This window comes from Novilysobacter viscosus, from assembly GCF_046600715.1.
Taxonomy (GTDB): Bacteria; Pseudomonadota; Gammaproteobacteria; order Xanthomonadales; family Xanthomonadaceae; genus Lysobacter_C; species Lysobacter_C viscosus.
Map to the genome: position 1 here is coordinate 1 of NZ_JBJMAV010000001.1, position 14,702 is coordinate 14,702.

The 14,702-nt window shown below is 69.1% G+C and carries 13 protein-coding genes and 2 pseudogenes; 8 read left to right on the plus strand and 7 right to left on the minus strand.

The genetic code is table 11. The features are described 5' to 3' along the window. The coding region (locus ACJQWL_RS00005; protein ID WP_411300649.1) for a hypothetical protein at positions 1 to 239 on the minus strand (239 nt) is incomplete at its 3' end. Positions 240 to 253: 14 nt separating this feature from the next. Then, the gene (locus tag ACJQWL_RS00010) at positions 254 to 1,036 is read right to left on the minus strand and encodes an enoyl-CoA hydratase/isomerase family protein (protein WP_330968703.1); all 783 of its coding nucleotides are present in this window, start codon (positions 1,034 to 1,036) and stop codon (positions 254 to 256) included. 230 nt (positions 1,037 to 1,266) lie between these two features. On the opposite strand from ACJQWL_RS00010, the gene ACJQWL_RS00015 reads away from it, so the two are divergent. From ACJQWL_RS00015 to ACJQWL_RS00025, 3 genes and pseudogenes are all read left to right on the plus strand, one after another. Beyond that, positions 1,267 to 1,953 carry an FKBP-type peptidyl-prolyl cis-trans isomerase gene (locus tag ACJQWL_RS00015; protein ID WP_330968702.1) on the plus strand — a complete coding sequence of 229 codons (687 nt, stop codon included), beginning with the start codon at positions 1,267 to 1,269 and terminating at the stop codon, positions 1,951 to 1,953. A 137-nt stretch (positions 1,954 to 2,090) separates the two neighbouring features. Further along, positions 2,091 to 2,936, plus strand: a pseudogene (locus ACJQWL_RS00020) (NUDIX hydrolase). Beyond that, positions 2,933 to 3,799 (plus strand): sulfurtransferase, encoded by an 867-nt coding sequence (locus ACJQWL_RS00025; protein ID WP_330968701.1) that lies wholly within the window; start codon positions 2,933 to 2,935, stop codon positions 3,797 to 3,799. Before ACJQWL_RS00020 ends, ACJQWL_RS00025 begins: the two are co-directional and overlap by 4 nt. A 128-nt stretch (positions 3,800 to 3,927) precedes the next feature. Here ACJQWL_RS00025 and ACJQWL_RS00030 read toward each other — a convergent pair whose 3' ends face one another. Both ACJQWL_RS00030 and ACJQWL_RS00035 read right to left on the minus strand, forming a co-directional pair. After that, entirely contained in the window at positions 3,928 to 4,680 is a 753-nt protein-coding gene (locus ACJQWL_RS00030) for an enoyl-CoA hydratase/isomerase family protein (protein WP_411300711.1), read from the minus strand. 14 nt (positions 4,681 to 4,694) lie between these two features. Next, positions 4,695 to 6,263: a DUF4139 domain-containing protein gene (locus ACJQWL_RS00035; RefSeq protein ID WP_330968700.1), complete on the minus strand. Its 1,569-nt coding sequence runs from the start codon at positions 6,261 to 6,263 to the stop codon at positions 4,695 to 4,697. A gap of 44 nt (positions 6,264 to 6,307) precedes the next feature. Here ACJQWL_RS00035 and ACJQWL_RS00040 point away from each other — a divergent pair, with 44 nt between their 5' ends. Further along, complete coding sequence (locus tag ACJQWL_RS00040; protein ID WP_411300650.1) at positions 6,308 to 6,787, plus strand: copper chaperone PCu(A)C; 480 nt, start codon at positions 6,308 to 6,310, stop codon at positions 6,785 to 6,787. Positions 6,788 to 6,874: 87 nt separating this feature from the next. Here ACJQWL_RS00040 and ACJQWL_RS00045 read toward each other — a convergent pair whose 3' ends face one another. Both ACJQWL_RS00045 and uvrA read right to left on the minus strand, forming a co-directional pair. After that, the gene (locus ACJQWL_RS00045) at positions 6,875 to 7,249 is read right to left on the minus strand and encodes an acyl-CoA thioesterase (RefSeq protein WP_330968706.1); all 375 of its coding nucleotides are present in this window, start codon (positions 7,247 to 7,249) and stop codon (positions 6,875 to 6,877) included. Positions 7,250 to 7,418: 169 nt separating this feature from the next. Continuing rightward, positions 7,419 to 10,368: pseudogene (gene uvrA, locus ACJQWL_RS00050) on the minus strand (excinuclease ABC subunit UvrA). 326 nt (positions 10,369 to 10,694) lie between these two features. On the opposite strand from uvrA, the gene rplU reads away from it, so the two are divergent. From rplU to cgtA, 3 genes are all read left to right on the plus strand, one after another. Continuing rightward, positions 10,695 to 11,015 (plus strand): 50S ribosomal protein L21, encoded by a 321-nt coding sequence (gene rplU / locus ACJQWL_RS00055; RefSeq protein WP_330968697.1) that lies wholly within the window; start codon positions 10,695 to 10,697, stop codon positions 11,013 to 11,015. A 12-nt stretch (positions 11,016 to 11,027) separates the two neighbouring features. After that, a complete protein-coding gene (rpmA, locus tag ACJQWL_RS00060) occupies positions 11,028 to 11,285 on the plus strand; it encodes a 50S ribosomal protein L27 (protein ID WP_330968696.1) in 258 nt (85 codons plus the stop codon). Positions 11,286 to 11,473: 188 nt separating this feature from the next. Then, positions 11,474 to 12,532 carry an Obg family GTPase CgtA gene (cgtA, locus tag ACJQWL_RS00065; RefSeq protein ID WP_330968695.1) on the plus strand — a complete coding sequence of 353 codons (1,059 nt, stop codon included), beginning with the start codon at positions 11,474 to 11,476 and terminating at the stop codon, positions 12,530 to 12,532. Between the two features lie 128 nt (positions 12,533 to 12,660). On the opposite strand, the gene rpsT is transcribed toward cgtA, so the two are convergent. Next, a complete protein-coding gene (rpsT, locus tag ACJQWL_RS00070; RefSeq protein WP_330968694.1) occupies positions 12,661 to 12,930 on the minus strand; it encodes a 30S ribosomal protein S20 in 270 nt (89 codons plus the stop codon). Positions 12,931 to 13,115: 185 nt separating this feature from the next. On the opposite strand from rpsT, the gene murJ reads away from it, so the two are divergent. Next, complete coding sequence (gene murJ / locus ACJQWL_RS00075; RefSeq protein WP_330968693.1) at positions 13,116 to 14,657, plus strand: murein biosynthesis integral membrane protein MurJ; 1,542 nt, start codon at positions 13,116 to 13,118, stop codon at positions 14,655 to 14,657. Positions 14,658 to 14,702 lie beyond the last annotated feature (45 nt).

The window sequence follows — 14,702 nt, forward strand, 5'->3', positions numbered from 1 at the left end:
TGGCGCGCGCGGTGGCGGTCGCGCGCGGCCAGCGCCGACAGGCGGTCGGCCCGCGCCGTCGCGACCAGTGTGCTGCAGGCGGCACTGCAACCCGTGCACGGCGGAAGGTCGGCCAGCAGCCCGGCCCGGATCGCCCTGTCGAGGTCATCGATACGCAGTGCCGCGACAATCACGTGCTGCACGGCGCCGCCGTCCAGCTGGCAACCGCAGTGGTTGCAGGGCGATCCGACAGTGGCCATGCGATTGGCCGTGCTCAGCTGCCGGTGAACGCGGGCTTGCGCCGCTCGAGGAAAGCGCCAGTCCCTTCGCGCATGTCGGTCGTGGAGAACATCAACCCGAACTGCGCCGTTTCGTAGGCCAGTCCTTCCTCGATCGAGCACTCGCCACCGAAGTTCACGCAATCCAGTACGCCACGCATCGCCAGGGGTGCCGATGCCGCCAACTGCTGGGCGAGTTTCATCGTTTCCGTTTCCAGTTCCGCGGCGGGCACCACGCGATTGACGATGCCCAGCTCGCGCGCGCGGTTCGCATCGATCGGCGCGCCGACCAGGCACAGCTCCAGGGTCGCGGCGCGGCCCGCCAGGCGCAGCAGGCGCTGGGTGCCACCGAACCCCGGGATCAGTCCCAGGTTGACCTCCGGCTGGCCGACCTTCGCGGTGTCGGCGGCCACGCGCAGGTGGCAGCACATCGCCAGCTCCAGCCCGCCGCCGAGCGCGAAGCCGTTGACCATTGCAACCACCGGCTTGGACAGGGTCTCCACCGCACGCATCATCCGCTGGCCGCGCTGCGAGAAATCGCGCCCCTGGACCGGGGTGAGGGTATTCATCTCGGCGATGTCGGCGCCGGCCACAAAGGCCTTGGCCCCGGCGCCGGTCAGCACCACGGCCCGGACCGCGTCGTCCCGCCCGGCCGCTTCGAATGCCTCGGCGAGCGCATCCAGGGTGGCCAGGTTCAGGGCGTTCAGCTTGTCGGGGCGGTTGACGGTGATGCGGCGCACGGCGCCGGTGTCTTCGATCAGCAGGGGCGATTCGGACATGGATGACCCGTTCATTGTGGAGGGGGTGGAGACCGGCCGGGCGTGGAACTCGAGCGCCGATGCGGTGTCAGAAGGTCGGCGTCAGTGGCAGTTAAGCCATGCCGCCGCTATCCTAGCCCGTCAAGTCGGGGTCCCATGACCCGGTTTGCGCATCCAATCCGGGCATGCATGTCCTGGACGAAACGGGATGGCCCAGCGCTGTCCCGCGCCATTATCGGAGGTTTTACCGAATGAAGTTGCGTTTGATCGCGGCCGCCGTCGCCGCAGTTGCCATGGCCGCCGGTAGCGCCGCCGCACAGGACATCTCCTCGGAGAAGGGCAAGTTGAGCTATGCGCTCGGGTACGACCTGGGTCGCAATGCCGCCGAGAGCGGTGAACAGGTCGACGTCAGCAGCATCATCAAGGGCCTGCAGGAGGGCTATGCGAAGAAGGAGCCGGCAGTGCCGGTCGACCAGCTTCGCAGCGCGGTGCAGAACATGCAGCAGCGCCAGCAGGCCAGGGCCAAGGCCGAGTGGGAGAAGGCCGCCGCCACCAACAAGACCAAGAGCGACGGTTTCCTCGCGCAGAACAAGGGCAAGTCCGGGGTCAAGTCGCTTGCCAGTGGCGTGCAGTACCGCGTGATCGAAGCCGGCAACGGCGCCAAGCCGACGCAGGCCAGCACGGTCGAACTGCAGATCGCCGGACCGTTCGCGTGGGGCGAACGCCCACCGCAGGCGCGGCCCGCGCAGTCGGTACCGGCCATGAAGATCAGCGAGATCGAAATGCCGGCGATGCGTGAGGTGCTGTTGCAGATGCCGGCCGGCGCCAAGTGGGAGGTCACCCTGCCGCCGGAGCGCGCGTACGGTGCCAACCCGAACACGCCGTTCCCGCCGAACGTGGCGGTGCAGTTCGAGATCAAGCTCGTCAGCGTCAAGTAACGCACCGGTCCGTCCGTCCGCGCGCAGCGCTGTCGGGCTTGCCGCTGCAGCGTCCCGCTGGTGCGGCGTCGCCGATCCAGCTTCAACGTTCAACCATTGCGCCGGCCCACGCCGGCGCAATGCATTTCAGGACCAGGATGAACGAGGCCACCTTCCGCGCCGTGCTCAGTCCGTGCATCGGCATCTGCACCCTCGACGCCGATGGCCTGTGCGAAGGCTGCCACCGCACCCTCGCGGAAATCGCGCAGTGGTCGCAGATGGGCGACGACGAACGTCTTCGGTGGATGGACACCGTGCTGCCCGCGCGCGAGGCCGGGCGACTGGGGTAGCCTCGGGGCATGGCCCGCCCGTGCACCCGGAACCCGTACCTGCCGCCCCGGGACTGCCCGCGCCTGGGCGAGGCACTCCATCCGCTCGATGCGCCACCCGGAGGCGCCGGCTGGAACCTCCCGGATCTCGATGACCTGATCCCCGACCCGGCAGTCCTGGTACAGGCCGCCGTCCTGGTCGGCCTGGTGCCACGCGATGAAGGCACGCAGGTGATCCTGACCCGCCGCACCGATGCCCTACGCCACCATGGCGGACAGGTGAGCTTCCCGGGCGGTCGGCTCGAACCGGAGGATGCCGATGCGGTGGCCGGGGCCGTGCGCGAGGCGGGAGAGGAAATTGGCCTGCATCCCACTCAGGTAGCTCCGCTGGGGTTCCTGGATCCCCTGGCCACGATCACCGGGTTCCGGATCACGCCGGTCGTGGCGCTTATCGACGTGGGCTACCAGCCGGTACCCGATCCGTCGGAAGTGGCCGATGTATTCGAGGTGCCGCTGGGGTTCCTGCTGGACCCGTGCAACCTTGCCTCGCAGCGGTTGGACTACCGCGGGCAACAGCGCGAGGTGCACGAGTTCCGCTATCCCGCCCAGCGCATCTGGGGTGCGACCGCCTCGATGCTGCTCAACCTTCGTGCGCGACTGGAGGCGATCCGATGACATCGAGCGACCGGACCGGCTGGACCACCCTGGTGGATCCCGATGCCCTGGCGGCGGCGCTGGTCGACGGCGAGGTCGTGGTGGTCGATGCGCGGTTTTCGCTGGCCGATCCCGGTGCCGGCGAGGATGCGTATCGCATGTCCCATGTGGCCGGGGCGCGGTATGCGCATCTGGATCGCGATCTTTCCGGTCCGCCGGGCAGCGGCGAGGGCCGGCACCCCTGGCCCGCCGCCGAAGCGTTTGGCCAGGTGCTTTCGGCATGGGGCGTGACCCCTGGTACGCAAGTGGTCGCCTACGACGACGCCGGTGGTGCGCTTGCCGCGGCTCGCCTGTGGTGCCTGATGCGCATGGCCGGTCATCAACGCGTCGCGGTTCTGGACGGGGGCTGGGCAGGGTGGCAGCAACGGGGCCTGCCGGTGGATTCGCACGTGCCTCCGCCCGGTCGGTCCGGCTATCGGGTGCAATTCGATGATGCGGCCCTGCTCGACAGCGCCCGATTGCAGCGGCACCTGGCCGCGGGCCGTGGCGTGGTCGACGCACGGGCGCCGGAGCGCTTCAGCGGCGACGTGGAACCCATCGACCGCGTGGCGGGGCATGTCCCGGGCGCGGTCAACCGGCCCTTTTCCGACAACCTGGACGACGGTCGCTTCAAGCCTCCAGCACGCCTCGCGGATGAGTTCGGAACGCTGTTGGCGGGCCGACCCGCCAGCGACTGGGTGGCCATGTGCGGTTCGGGCGTCACCGCCTGCCACCACCTGCTGGCGATGGCGCATGCGGGGCTGCCGGGCGCCGGGTTGGCGACGGGTTCGTGGAGCGGCTGGATCGAGGATCCGGCGCGCCCGGTCGCCCGGGGTCCGGCGTAGGAACGGTTCAGCCGTGATCCATCGCAGGTTGCCTGTTCGATCCGAGAGGGCAGGGGTCGAGCCAACGCGCGACGCGCCGCCCCATCATCGATCTAGGTTCGACGGCCAACAGGATCGCGGATCCATCGCTATTTACCCAGCCGCGCCATCAGCGCGTGCAGGGCGTTCTGGCAGTCCGGCCGGTACCAGGCGTCCATGAAGCGATCCAGCTGGATGTGTCGTGGCTGCAATGCCTCGACCAGGTCCGCGCGGGCCATCTCCCGGGTCGCGAGCATCGCTTCGCCCGGGAGTGCCAGCAGGTGCTCCAGCCAGACTACCGAGCGCTGCACGACGCTGTCGATGTCCACCACCTCGTCGACCAGGCCAATGCGAAGCGCGTTGGCGGCATCCATCATTTCGCCTGCCACCAGCATGCGCTCGGCCCGGTACGGGCCCACCACACGCCGAAGCAGGCGCTGGACGCCCTCTGGCGCTGCCAACCCCACCTGGGTCTCGTTGAGCCCGATGGAGCAGGGGCCCGACGCCATCACCCGGTAATCGCAGCACAGCGCGAGCACGCAACCGCCGGCGGGCGCATGGCCGGTGATGGCCGCCACCACGGGCACCGGACATGCCGCGAGCGCGCGGGCGGCGCCGAAGAACGACTCCCAGATCGCGGTGATCGCGGACCGGTCGCCGCCCAGGGACATCAGGTGGGGCACGTCCAGGCCAGCGGAAAACACCTTGGCGCTGCTGGACAGCACCAGGCCGCGGGCGCCCCCGGCGACGGCCGCCTTCACCGCATCGCGCAGGCCGTCGCAGAGCGAGGCCTCCAGCGCATTGACGGGGGGGCGCGCCAGGCGCAGTTCGACGATGTCGTGGGCGTGCGCAACCGTCTCGATGCCCGCAATGGCACTCACTGGATGACGTCCCGCGCCCAGCGGTAGCGCACCGTGTAGGTCAGCCGCGTCTCGCCGCCCGCCGGTACCGGGACTTCAAACACCGCATGCCGGGCATCCTGGCGTTCGGACGGCACGCTGCTCTCGACGATCTCCCAGTCGCTCCAGCGCGGCAGGGGCTCGACCACGCGGACGGTGGCATCGCCGGGCTTGGCGTTGCGCAGGGTCACCGCGAACGATTCGGTGATGGTGCGTCCGCTCCGGTCGACGTTGAAGGCGGTGTTCTCGCGTTCCGCCGAGAGGTCGAAGGCCTCGCCCACTTCCACCCGCACCTCGCCGCCCGCTGCGATGTGGTCAAGCCGGGACTCGCCCAGGAAGTCCGCACCGTCGAACACGCGCACGCGCCCGGCCGGCAACGGCTGGCCCAGGCCCGACTCCTTGCTGTTCTGCAGCGACACCGCAACCACCACCGGCAGCTTGCCGGTGCTGCCGCGATAGCCCGGGTCCAGCATCGGTTGCGGCGGCTGCCATTCCTGGCTGTCGGCTTCGACGACGTAGGCACGCTCGCAGGCGACCTTGGTGCGAGTGGGGAACAGCGCGATGCGCTCGGTGGCGCCCTGGGTGATGCGGACCGCGCGGGGCAGGTCGTAGGCGTGGTATTCGGCCGAGCGGCGTTGCGTGGGCATGTTGCCCGCGGCGGCGTCCATGGCCATCTGTTCCACGGCGGCACGCTCACGCATCTCCGGACGGTCCTGCCGGACGCGCTCGGGTTCCCCGGCCACCAGGGTGACGCGCGCGTCGGTAAAGGTGACGCCCGAACGGTTGGCGACCAGCGCCGCACCGTCAAGCGAGAGTGCGCAGCCGTCGCCCGGCGCAAGTGTCGCGGTGTATTCGGCACGCCACGCCATCCCCCCCATCGGGTAGTGCAGGGTGAACGCCGCGTCTCCCGCCGCGGCGGCGTCGACGGTCCACTGCAGCGAAGGCTGGCCCGGGAAGGTGGTGGTGCCGTCGATCACGCTGAAGCTGTCGTAGTCGCGGATCACCTTGATGCGCCCGTCGTTGAGCGCCAGCGCCAGGCTGGTGCCCGATGACGACACCAGGGTCCCGTTGTCGGTCTGCTTGGCGCCACCGGAGGTGTGCTCCACCGCGACCCGTTGCCCCACCGCCTGGCCCAGTACGTCGCCCCCGACCGACAGGCCTGCGAGGTAGCGCTGCGAAAGCACGCTGGTGCCGTCTCCCGCCGGGCGCAGTACCGCGGCTTCCACGTCCATCGCCGGCGGTACGCTGGCTGCCGAGACGGAGTTGGTGCCGCGCTTGAGCGCGTAGCTGAGCGGGCGTTCGACCAGCGCATAGCCGGGCATGCCGATGCCGGGCGTGGCGCTCTGGCCCAGCGCCTCGTAGTCGCCGCTGTAAATGGTCAGGCGGGTTTCGGGGATCGCGCCCGCAGGTGCGCTGCCGGCATCGGCCGGGTCGGTGGTCGGGGTGACCGCCGGTTGCACCACGGCCGTATCGTCACCGCGCTGGCCGTCCGGGGTACACGCCGCGAGGGCAAGTGCCGCTGCAAGAAGGGTAAGGGGACGGTGCATCGCGCGCTCCATTCATGGCCTCCCGGTATCATAGGCCGATGAAGATGACGCGTGTTTTGACGCTGGTGGGGGCGCTGCTCGCTGCCATGCCGCTCGTCTCCACGGCGGCACCGGCGGCACCGGCGGCGCCAGTCAAGGCCGCCCGTGGGTCCTGCGCACTGCAGGCGGCGGGGGCATGGGTGCGCCTGCCACCGGTCGCGATGCCGATGCTCGCCGGCTTCGTGCGCCTCCACAATCCATGCGCCTCGACCATCACCGTCTTGGGCGCGCGCAGTGATGCGTTCGGGGACGTCTCGCTCCATGAGTCCACCCGCGTCGACGGCATCAGTCGAATGCGGCCGGTCGCACGGCTGCCGGTGCCGCCAGGTGCCCAGGTCGAGCTGCAGCCCGGCGGACTGCACCTCATGCTGAGGCACCCGCGCGGGAAGCTGGAGCCGGATGGCAGCGTGGACGTGGTCCTGGAGCTGGAGGGTGGCGGCACGCGCGCGGTGCTGTTCGAGGTGCGCGCGGCCGGGAGTCGCTGAGCACGCACGGTGCCCAGGCCGTGCTGGCGTCGCCTGTTGCCGCAGGCAGGGTGACGACCATCCCGCCCGACCGCGATCGGGCGCGGGTCACCCCTGGCAGGCGTCCCGGACCCCGGCGGGAAGCGGCGCCGCCTGGCCGGTCTGGCGGTCGATCCACACCAGTACGACGTAGCCGTCGCAGTAGAGCGTGGATGCGTCTTCCGAATCGGTGATCCGGTGCGCAACGGTCAGGCTGGTGTTGCCCAGACGCTCGACCAGCAGCTCGATGCGGAGCTGCCGGGGCCATTCGATCGGGCGGCGGTAGTTGAGGTGGGCCGCCGCGACGACCGGCGCGACGTCCTCGTCCAGGCCCTGGCCGGGCACCCCCAGCATCCAGTGCAGCCGCGCTTCCTCCAGGTAGCTGAGGTACTTGGAGTTGTTGACGTGGTTGAACGCGTCCAGGTCACGCCAGCGCACCGGCATCGGCACCTCGATCAGCCGGCGCTGCACGGCATCGGCGACGGGAGCACTGGACGCAGGCGCATCGGCCTGCGGCGCAGCCGGTGGCTTGGTGCGCGCGGTGGGTTTGCGCGTGGACGGCTTGCGCTTGCGGGGCGCGGCCTTGCGGGCCTTGGCCTTGGCCGGGGAGGGGTCAGTGGGTGTCTGGTCGTCGCTCATGCGGCGGACTTCTTCTTGGTGGTCTTCTTGCGGGCCGGCGTGCCACCGGTGCGGGGGTTGGACTTTGGCTTCGCGCTGGACTTGCCGGCGGGCAGCAGCGGCGCGAGGAACCGGCCGGTGTGCGAATGCGGCAGCCCCGCGATCTGCTCGGGCGAGCCGGTGGCCAGGATGGTGCCGCCGCGGTGGCCGCCCTCCGGGCCGAGGTCGACGATCCAGTCGGCGGTCTTGATCACGTCCAGGTTGTGCTCGATCACCACCACCGTGTTGCCGTCATCGCGCAGGCGGTGCAACACCGCGAGCAGGTGCTCGATGTCGTGGAAATGCAGGCCGGTGGTGGGCTCGTCGAGGATGTACAGCGTGCGCCCGGTGTCGCGGCGCGAAAGTTCCTTCGACAGCTTCACCCGCTGCGCCTCGCCGCCCGAGAGCGTGGTCGCGCTCTGGCCCAGCTTGATGTAGCTCAGGCCGACATCGATCAGGGTTTCCAGCTTGCGCGAGATCGACGGGATGGCTTCGAACAGGTTCAGTGCATCCTCGACGGTCATCTCCAGCACGTCGTTGATGTTGTAGCCCTTGTAGAGGATCTCCAGCGTCTCGCGGTTGTAGCGCTTGCCGCCGCAGACATCGCAGGGCACGTAGACGTCGGGCAGGAAGTGCATCTCGACCTTGATCAGGCCATCGCCCTGGCAGGCCTCGCAGCGGCCGCCGCGCACGTTGAAGCTGAAGCGACCCGGTGCGTAGCCGCGGGCACGCGATTCGGGCACCTGCGCGAACAGCTCGCGCAGCGGCGTGAACAGGCCGGTGTAGGTCGCGGGATTGGAACGCGGCGTACGCCCGATTGGCGACTGGTCGATGTCCACGACCTTGTCGAACAGGTCGACGTTCTCGACCGACACGTACGGCGCCACCGTCTGCGACGCGCCGTTGAGCTCGTTGGCGGTGATCGGGTACAGCGTGTCGTTGATCAGCGTCGACTTGCCCGAGCCGGACACGCCGGTGACGCAGGTGAACAGCCCGGCGGGGATGTCCAGGTCGACGTTCTTGAGGTTGTTGCCGGTGGCGCCGCGCAGGTGCAGGGTCGCCTTCGGGTCCGGCGCGCGGCGCTTGCTGGGCACCTCGATCCGCCGCTTGCCGCTGAGGTACTGGCCGGTCAGCGAGCGCGGCGCCTTGAGTACGTCCTTGAACGAGCCCTGCGCCACCACCTCGCCACCGTGCACGCCCGCACCCGGGCCGATGTCGACGATATGGTCGGCCAGGCGGATGGCGTCCTCGTCGTGTTCGACCACGATCACCGTGTTGCCGATGTCGCGCAGGCGGGTGAGGGTGCCTAGCAGGCGCTCGTTGTCGCGCTGGTGCAGGCCGATGGACGGCTCGTCGAGCACGTACAGCACGCCCACCAGCCCGGCGCCGATCTGGCTTGCCAGGCGGATGCGTTGCGCTTCGCCGCCCGACAGCGAGTCGGCCTTGCGCTCCAGCGACAGGTAGTCCAGCCCGACATCGACCAGGAAGCGCAGGCGGTCGCCGATCTCCTTGACGATCTTGGCCGCGACCTCGCCGCGCCAGCCCGGGAGCTGCAGCCCCTTGAAGAAGGTCAGCGCCTCGTCGATCGGCAGGACCACGATGTCCGGCAGCGGCCGGTCGTCCACGAACACGTTGCGCGCGGCGCGGTTGAGGCGGGCGCCGCCGCACTCGGTGCAGGCGCGCTCGCTGATGTACTTGGTGAGCTCCTCGCGCACCGCCGCCGACTCGGTTTCGCGGTAGCGTCGCTCGAGGTTGGGCACGATGCCCTCGAAGCGGTGCCGGCGCGGGCTGCGGCCGCCCCCGTCGGTGAGGTAGGTGAAGGTGACCAGCTCGGTTCCGCTGCCGAACAGGACCGCATTGCGGATCGATTCGGGCAACGACTGCCAGGGTGCGTCGACGTCGAACTGGTAGTGCCGGGCCAGCGACTGGATCAGCTGGAAGTAGTAGGCATTGCGGCGGTCCCAGCCGCGCACGGCGCCGGCTGACAGGGCCAGCTCCGGGTGCACGACGACGCGGGCCGGGTCGAAGAACTGCGCTACGCCCAGGCCGTCGCAGGTGGGGCAGGCGCCGACCGGGGAATTGAACGAGAACAGCCGCGGCTCCAGCTCCGGCAGCGCGTAGTCGCATACCGGGCAGCTGTACTTGGAGGAGAACAGCAGGGGTTCCGCGGGACCCTCGTCCAGCGATACCACCGAGGCCATGCCATCGCCCAGCTTCAATGCGGTCTCGAAGGATTCGGCCAGCCGCTGCTTCATGTCCGCGCGCGGGCGGAACCGGTCGACCACCGCCTCGATGGTGTGCTTGACCCGCAGGGCCAGCGGCGGCACCGCGTCGATCTCGTGCAGCACGCCGTCCACGCGGACGCGGACGAAGCCCTGGGCGCGCAACTGCTCGAACACCTGGGCATGCTCGCCCTTCCGCTCCCTGACCACCGGCGCCAGCAGCATGTAGCGCTGCTCGGCGGTGCCGGGTTTGTCGGCCAGCGCGATGACCTGGTCGACCATCTGGCTGACCGTCTGGGCTTCCAGCGGGTAGTGGTGGTCCGGACAGCGCGGCGTGCCCACGCGCGCGTAGAGCAGGCGCAGGTAGTCGTAGATCTCGGTGATGGTGCCGACGGTGGAGCGCGGGTTGTGCGAGGTCGACTTCTGCTCGATCGAGATGGCCGGGCTCAGGCCTTCGATGTGGTCGACGTCTGGCTTCTCCATCACGCTCAGGAACTGGCGCGCATAGGCCGACAGCGACTCGACGTAGCGGCGCTGGCCTTCAGCATAGATGGTGTCGAACGCCAGCGAGGACTTGCCCGAGCCCGACAACCCGGTGATGACGATCAGCTTGTCCCGCGGCAGGTCGAGGTCGATGTTCTTGAGGTTGTGCGTGCGCGCGCCGCGGATGCGGATGGTATCCATGCGTCGGTGGGGGCCTTCGATGGGAGGCCGGCGGGCAACACGCCGGCGAACAGGGGAGCGTAGCGACTGGCCTGAATTGGGGCAAATGCGGGAAAGGGAAGACGCGGGCCGGTGACGCAGTTCAGGAAGGCGGCGGCTTGGCCGGGACGGGGCCACGCCTTGAACGCCGTCACGTCGGGCCGCCAGGGCCCGCTCGCCGCTGCAGGCGCTTCGACGGGCGGGGGATTGCCCCGGTTGCTCCAACTATCTGAATCCCCTACAATTCCGCTTCTGTCTGCCCGCCAAGGGTGGCCAGGACCAAAAAATAACTACAGAGGAATCCGGTCATGTACGCAGTTCTGGTCACCGGCGGTAAGCAATACCGCGTGATGAAGGGCGAGACGCTCCGCGTCGAAAAGCTCGAAGCGGAAGAAGGCAACGAGATCAAGTTCGACAACGTCCTGATGCTGGGTGACGGCGAAGGCGTGAAGCTCGGCGACGCGCTCAAGGGCGCCAGCGTCAGCGCCAAGGTCGTCGGCCACGGCCGCGCCGACAAGATCCGCATCGTCAAGTTCCGCCGCCGCAAGCACCATCGCAAGCAGATGGGCCACCGGCAGTACTACACCGAAATCGAGATCACCGGCATCGCCGGTGGCGACCAGAAGTAAGGAGAAGCCGCCATGGCACAGAAAAAAGGCGTAGGTTCCACCCGCAACGGCCGCGACTCCAACCCGAAGTACCTGGGCGTAAAGATCTACGGCGGCCAGGCCATCGAGGCCGGCAACATCATCGTGCGCCAGCGCGGCACCCAGTTCCATCCGGGCAGCGGCGTCGGCCTCGGCCGCGACCACACCCTGTTCGCGCTGGTTGACGGCAAGGTGCAGTTCGCGGTGAAGGGCGCCAAGAAGCGCCGCACGGTCAGCGTCGTCAGCGAGTAGTCGCCCGGCGCGGCAGTCGAAGACCCCGCTTCGGCGGGGTTTTTCGTTTCTGCGGCGGTCGGCCGGGCGCGGTCGAGGGCCGCTGGGTCGGGCTCAAAGGCGGACCACGAGATATCGCCTGGCGCCGCTGCTGCTGTTGCTAATGTCCCCGTTCCCCGTTCCATCCCCACTGCCTCTGGATCCAGACCGTGAAACTAGTAGACGAAGCCGAAATCCAGGTGGTCGCCGGCAATGGCGGCAATGGTTGCGTGGGCTTCCGCCGCGAGAAGTACATCCCGCTGGGCGGGCCCGACGGCGGCGATGGCGGCGATGGCGGCAGCGTGTGGCTGGTGGCCGACGAGAACTTCAACACCCTGGTGGATTTCCGCCACCAGAAGCAGTTCAAGGCGCAGCGTGGCGAGAACGGCATGGGCCGGCAGATGTATGGCAAGGCCGGCGAGGACCTGGTGATCCGGGTGCCGGTGGGCACCACCGTGACCAACATCGCGACCGACGAGGTGATCGGCGACCTGACCACCCACGGCGAGCGCCTGCTGGTGGCGCACGGCGGCAAGGGCGGGCTGGGCAACATGCACTTCAAGAGCTCGACCAACCGCACGCCGCGCAAGGCGCTGCCCGGCCTGCCGGGCGAGGAGCGTGAGCTCAGGATGGAGCTCAAGTTGCTGGCCGACGTCGGCCTGCTCGGCTTTCCCAATGCAGGCAAGAGCACGCTCATCCGTGCGGTGTCGGCGGCGACGCCCAAGGTGGCCGACTACCCCTTCACCACGCTGTATCCCAACCTGGGGGTGGTCAGCGTCGAGGCCTACCGCAGCTTCGTGATCGCCGACATCCCCGGACTGATCGAAGGTGCTGCCGATGGTGCCGGGCTGGGCGCGCAGTTCCTGCGCCACCTGCAGCGCACGCGCCTGCTGCTGCACCTGGTGGACATCGCGCCGATGGAGGGCGGGGTGGAGATCAGCCCGGCCGAGCAGGTGCGTGCAATCGAGCGCGAACTGGAGCGACACGATCCGGAGCTGCTGGCCAAGCCGCGGTGGCTCGTGCTCAACAAGGCCGACCTGCTGCCCGAGGACGAGCGCCAGGCGGCCGCACGGGCCGTCGTCGACGAACTCGGCTGGAGCGACCGATGGTTCCTGGTGTCGGCCATCGGCCGGGATGGCACGTGGCCGGTGATGCTGGAGGTCATGGCGTTCTTCGACCGCCAGCGCGAAGACGCGCTGGAGGCCGCGGCCAACGGCGGGGATGCCTGACGCCGTCCACCTTCGCGGCCAAGCCAGGCGTTAAAGGATGGGCCCTGCAGTGCGGGCGCCCGACACAACCGGAACAAACGAAAAAACCCGGCCGGGGCCGGGTTTTTCGGTGACTCGGCGACGCCGGATCAGGCAGCCTTGAGCGCCTTGATGCGGGCGTTCAGGCGGGCCTTGTGGCGCGCTGCCTTGTTCTTGTGGATCAGGCCACGGGCGCTGAATCGATCGAGGATCGGCTGCGCGGTGGCGAAAGCGGTCTCGGCGCCAGCGGCGTCGTTCTCGCCCAGCGCCTTGAGCACCTTCTTGACGGCGGTGCGCAGCATCGAACGCTGGCTGCCATTACGGGCGTTGCGAACGACGGCCTGCTTGGCGCGCTTCTTGGCGGACTTGATGTTTGCCACGGCGAATTCCTGAAAAATGGGTGGTACGGTAAAGAGGGGTTGGGTGTGCGCGAAGGCAGACAGGAAATTATGGGCGATTCAGTGGCTTGCGTCAACTTGACCCCCTCCCGGGGCCCCGCTTGACCGCTCCGGCCCCGGACCCGGCTGCGGCTACCCCGGAGCCCGGTCCCCGCAGCGGGGGCGGGATGCTTCGCTCCAGTGCCGTGTTCAGCGCGATGACCTTCATCTCGCGCATCGCCGGCTACGTGCGCGACGCGGTGCAGGCCCACCTGTTCGGGGCCGGTCCCGCGGTCAGTGCCTTCGTGGTGGCCTACCGCATTCCCAACTACCTGCGGCGGATCTTCGCCGAGGGATCGTTCGCCTCGGCGTTCGTACCCGTGCTGTCGGAGCTCAAGCAGCGTGGGGACCCCGAGGCCATGCAGGACTTCCTCGACCACGTCGCCGGCGCGCTGCTGGCGATCGTAATCCTGGTCAGCGGCCTGGGCATGCTGGCGGCCCCGTGGATCGCCGAGCTGTTCCTGCTTTTCGCCGCCCCCGACGCGCAGACGGTGCCCCTGGCCGCCGAAATGCTGCGGGTCACCTTCCCGTACCTGACCTTCATCTCGATGACGGCCCTGGCCGGCGCGGTACTCAACAGTTTCAAGCAGTTCGGCCTTCCGGCGCTGACCCCCGTGCTGCACAACCTGATGCTGATCGGCGCAATGCTGCTGCTGGCCGGTTACATGGACGTGCCCGAGAAGGCGCTCGCCTGGGGCGTGCTGGCAGCCGGCATCGCGCAGATGCTGGTGCTGTGGCCGGCGATGGGCCGGCTGGGCATCCGCCCGCGCTTCCGTTTCAACCTGCGCCACGAAGGCGTGCGCCGGGTCTGGCGGTTGATGTTGCCGACGATCTTCTCCTCCTCGGTCGCGCAGGTGAACCTGCTGGTGGGCACGGTATTCGCCTCCCTGCTGGTGCCGGCCGCGCAGTCGTGGCTTTACTACTCCGACCGCCTCACCGAGTTGCCGCTCGGCCTGTTCGGCGTGGCGATCGGCACGGTGATCCTTCCGCAGTTGTCGCGCCACCACGCCGACGACGATGCCGACGGGTACTCGCGGTCTTTGGACTGGGGCCTGCGCACCGTGTTGCTGGTGGGCATGCCGGCCGCGTTGGGGCTGGCGCTGCTGGCCGAGCCATTGACCGCTTCGCTGTTCCGCCGCGGTGCCTTCACCGACCAGGACACGCGGATGGTGGGATACGCGCTGATGGCGATGAGCGTGGGAATCCCCACGTTCATGCTCAGCAAGGTGTTGCTGCCGGCGTTCTATGCGCGGCAGGACACCCGCACCCCGATGCGGGCGGCGGTCATCACGGTGGTGGCGAACGTGGTCCTGACCGTCGCATTCGTCACGCCCCTGTGGATGGCCGGGTTCGAGGCCGCGCACGTGGGCATCGCCGGTGCCACCGCGCTGGCCGGAGTGCTGAACGCGGCACTGTTGTGGCGCTACCTTCGCCGCGACGGGATATACCGTGCCGCGCCGGGCTGGGCGAGCTGGCTGCTGCGGATCCTGGCGGGCCTCGCGGCGATGACCGCAGCGGTGCTTGCGGTGCGTACGCACGTCGGCGACTGGACCGACCTGGCCATGGCCTGGCGGTGGCTCTGGTTGCTGGCGGCGATTGCCGCCGGCGCTGCGGCGTATGCCGTGGTGCTGGTCGCTCTGGGCCTGCGACCTCGCCACATGAGGCATTGAGAGTCGCTCCTGCAGTTGCACGGATCGCCCGCGCCCGCGCGACAC

Coding starts and splice junctions, on each gene's coding strand:
- ACJQWL_RS00040 (WP_411300650.1), top strand. CDS start 6,308: ATGACGCGTGTTTTGACGCTGGTGGGGGCGCTGCTCGCTGCCATGCCG.
- rplU (WP_330968697.1), top strand. CDS start 10,695: ATGTACGCAGTTCTGGTCACCGGCGGTAAGCAATACCGCGTGATGAAG.
- ACJQWL_RS00025 (WP_330968701.1), top strand. CDS start 2,933: ATGACATCGAGCGACCGGACCGGCTGGACCACCCTGGTGGATCCCGAT.
- murJ (WP_330968693.1), top strand. CDS start 13,116: ATGCTTCGCTCCAGTGCCGTGTTCAGCGCGATGACCTTCATCTCGCGC.
- ACJQWL_RS00015 (WP_330968702.1), top strand. CDS start 1,267: ATGAAGTTGCGTTTGATCGCGGCCGCCGTCGCCGCAGTTGCCATGGCC.
- ACJQWL_RS00045 (WP_330968706.1), bottom strand. CDS start 7,249: ATGCCGGTGCGCTGGCGTGACCTGGACGCGTTCAACCACGTCAACAAC.
- ACJQWL_RS00035 (WP_330968700.1), bottom strand. CDS start 6,263: ATGCACCGTCCCCTTACCCTTCTTGCAGCGGCACTTGCCCTCGCGGCG.
- rpmA (WP_330968696.1), top strand. CDS start 11,028: ATGGCACAGAAAAAAGGCGTAGGTTCCACCCGCAACGGCCGCGACTCC.
- ACJQWL_RS00010 (WP_330968703.1), bottom strand. CDS start 1,036: ATGTCCGAATCGCCCCTGCTGATCGAAGACACCGGCGCCGTGCGCCGC.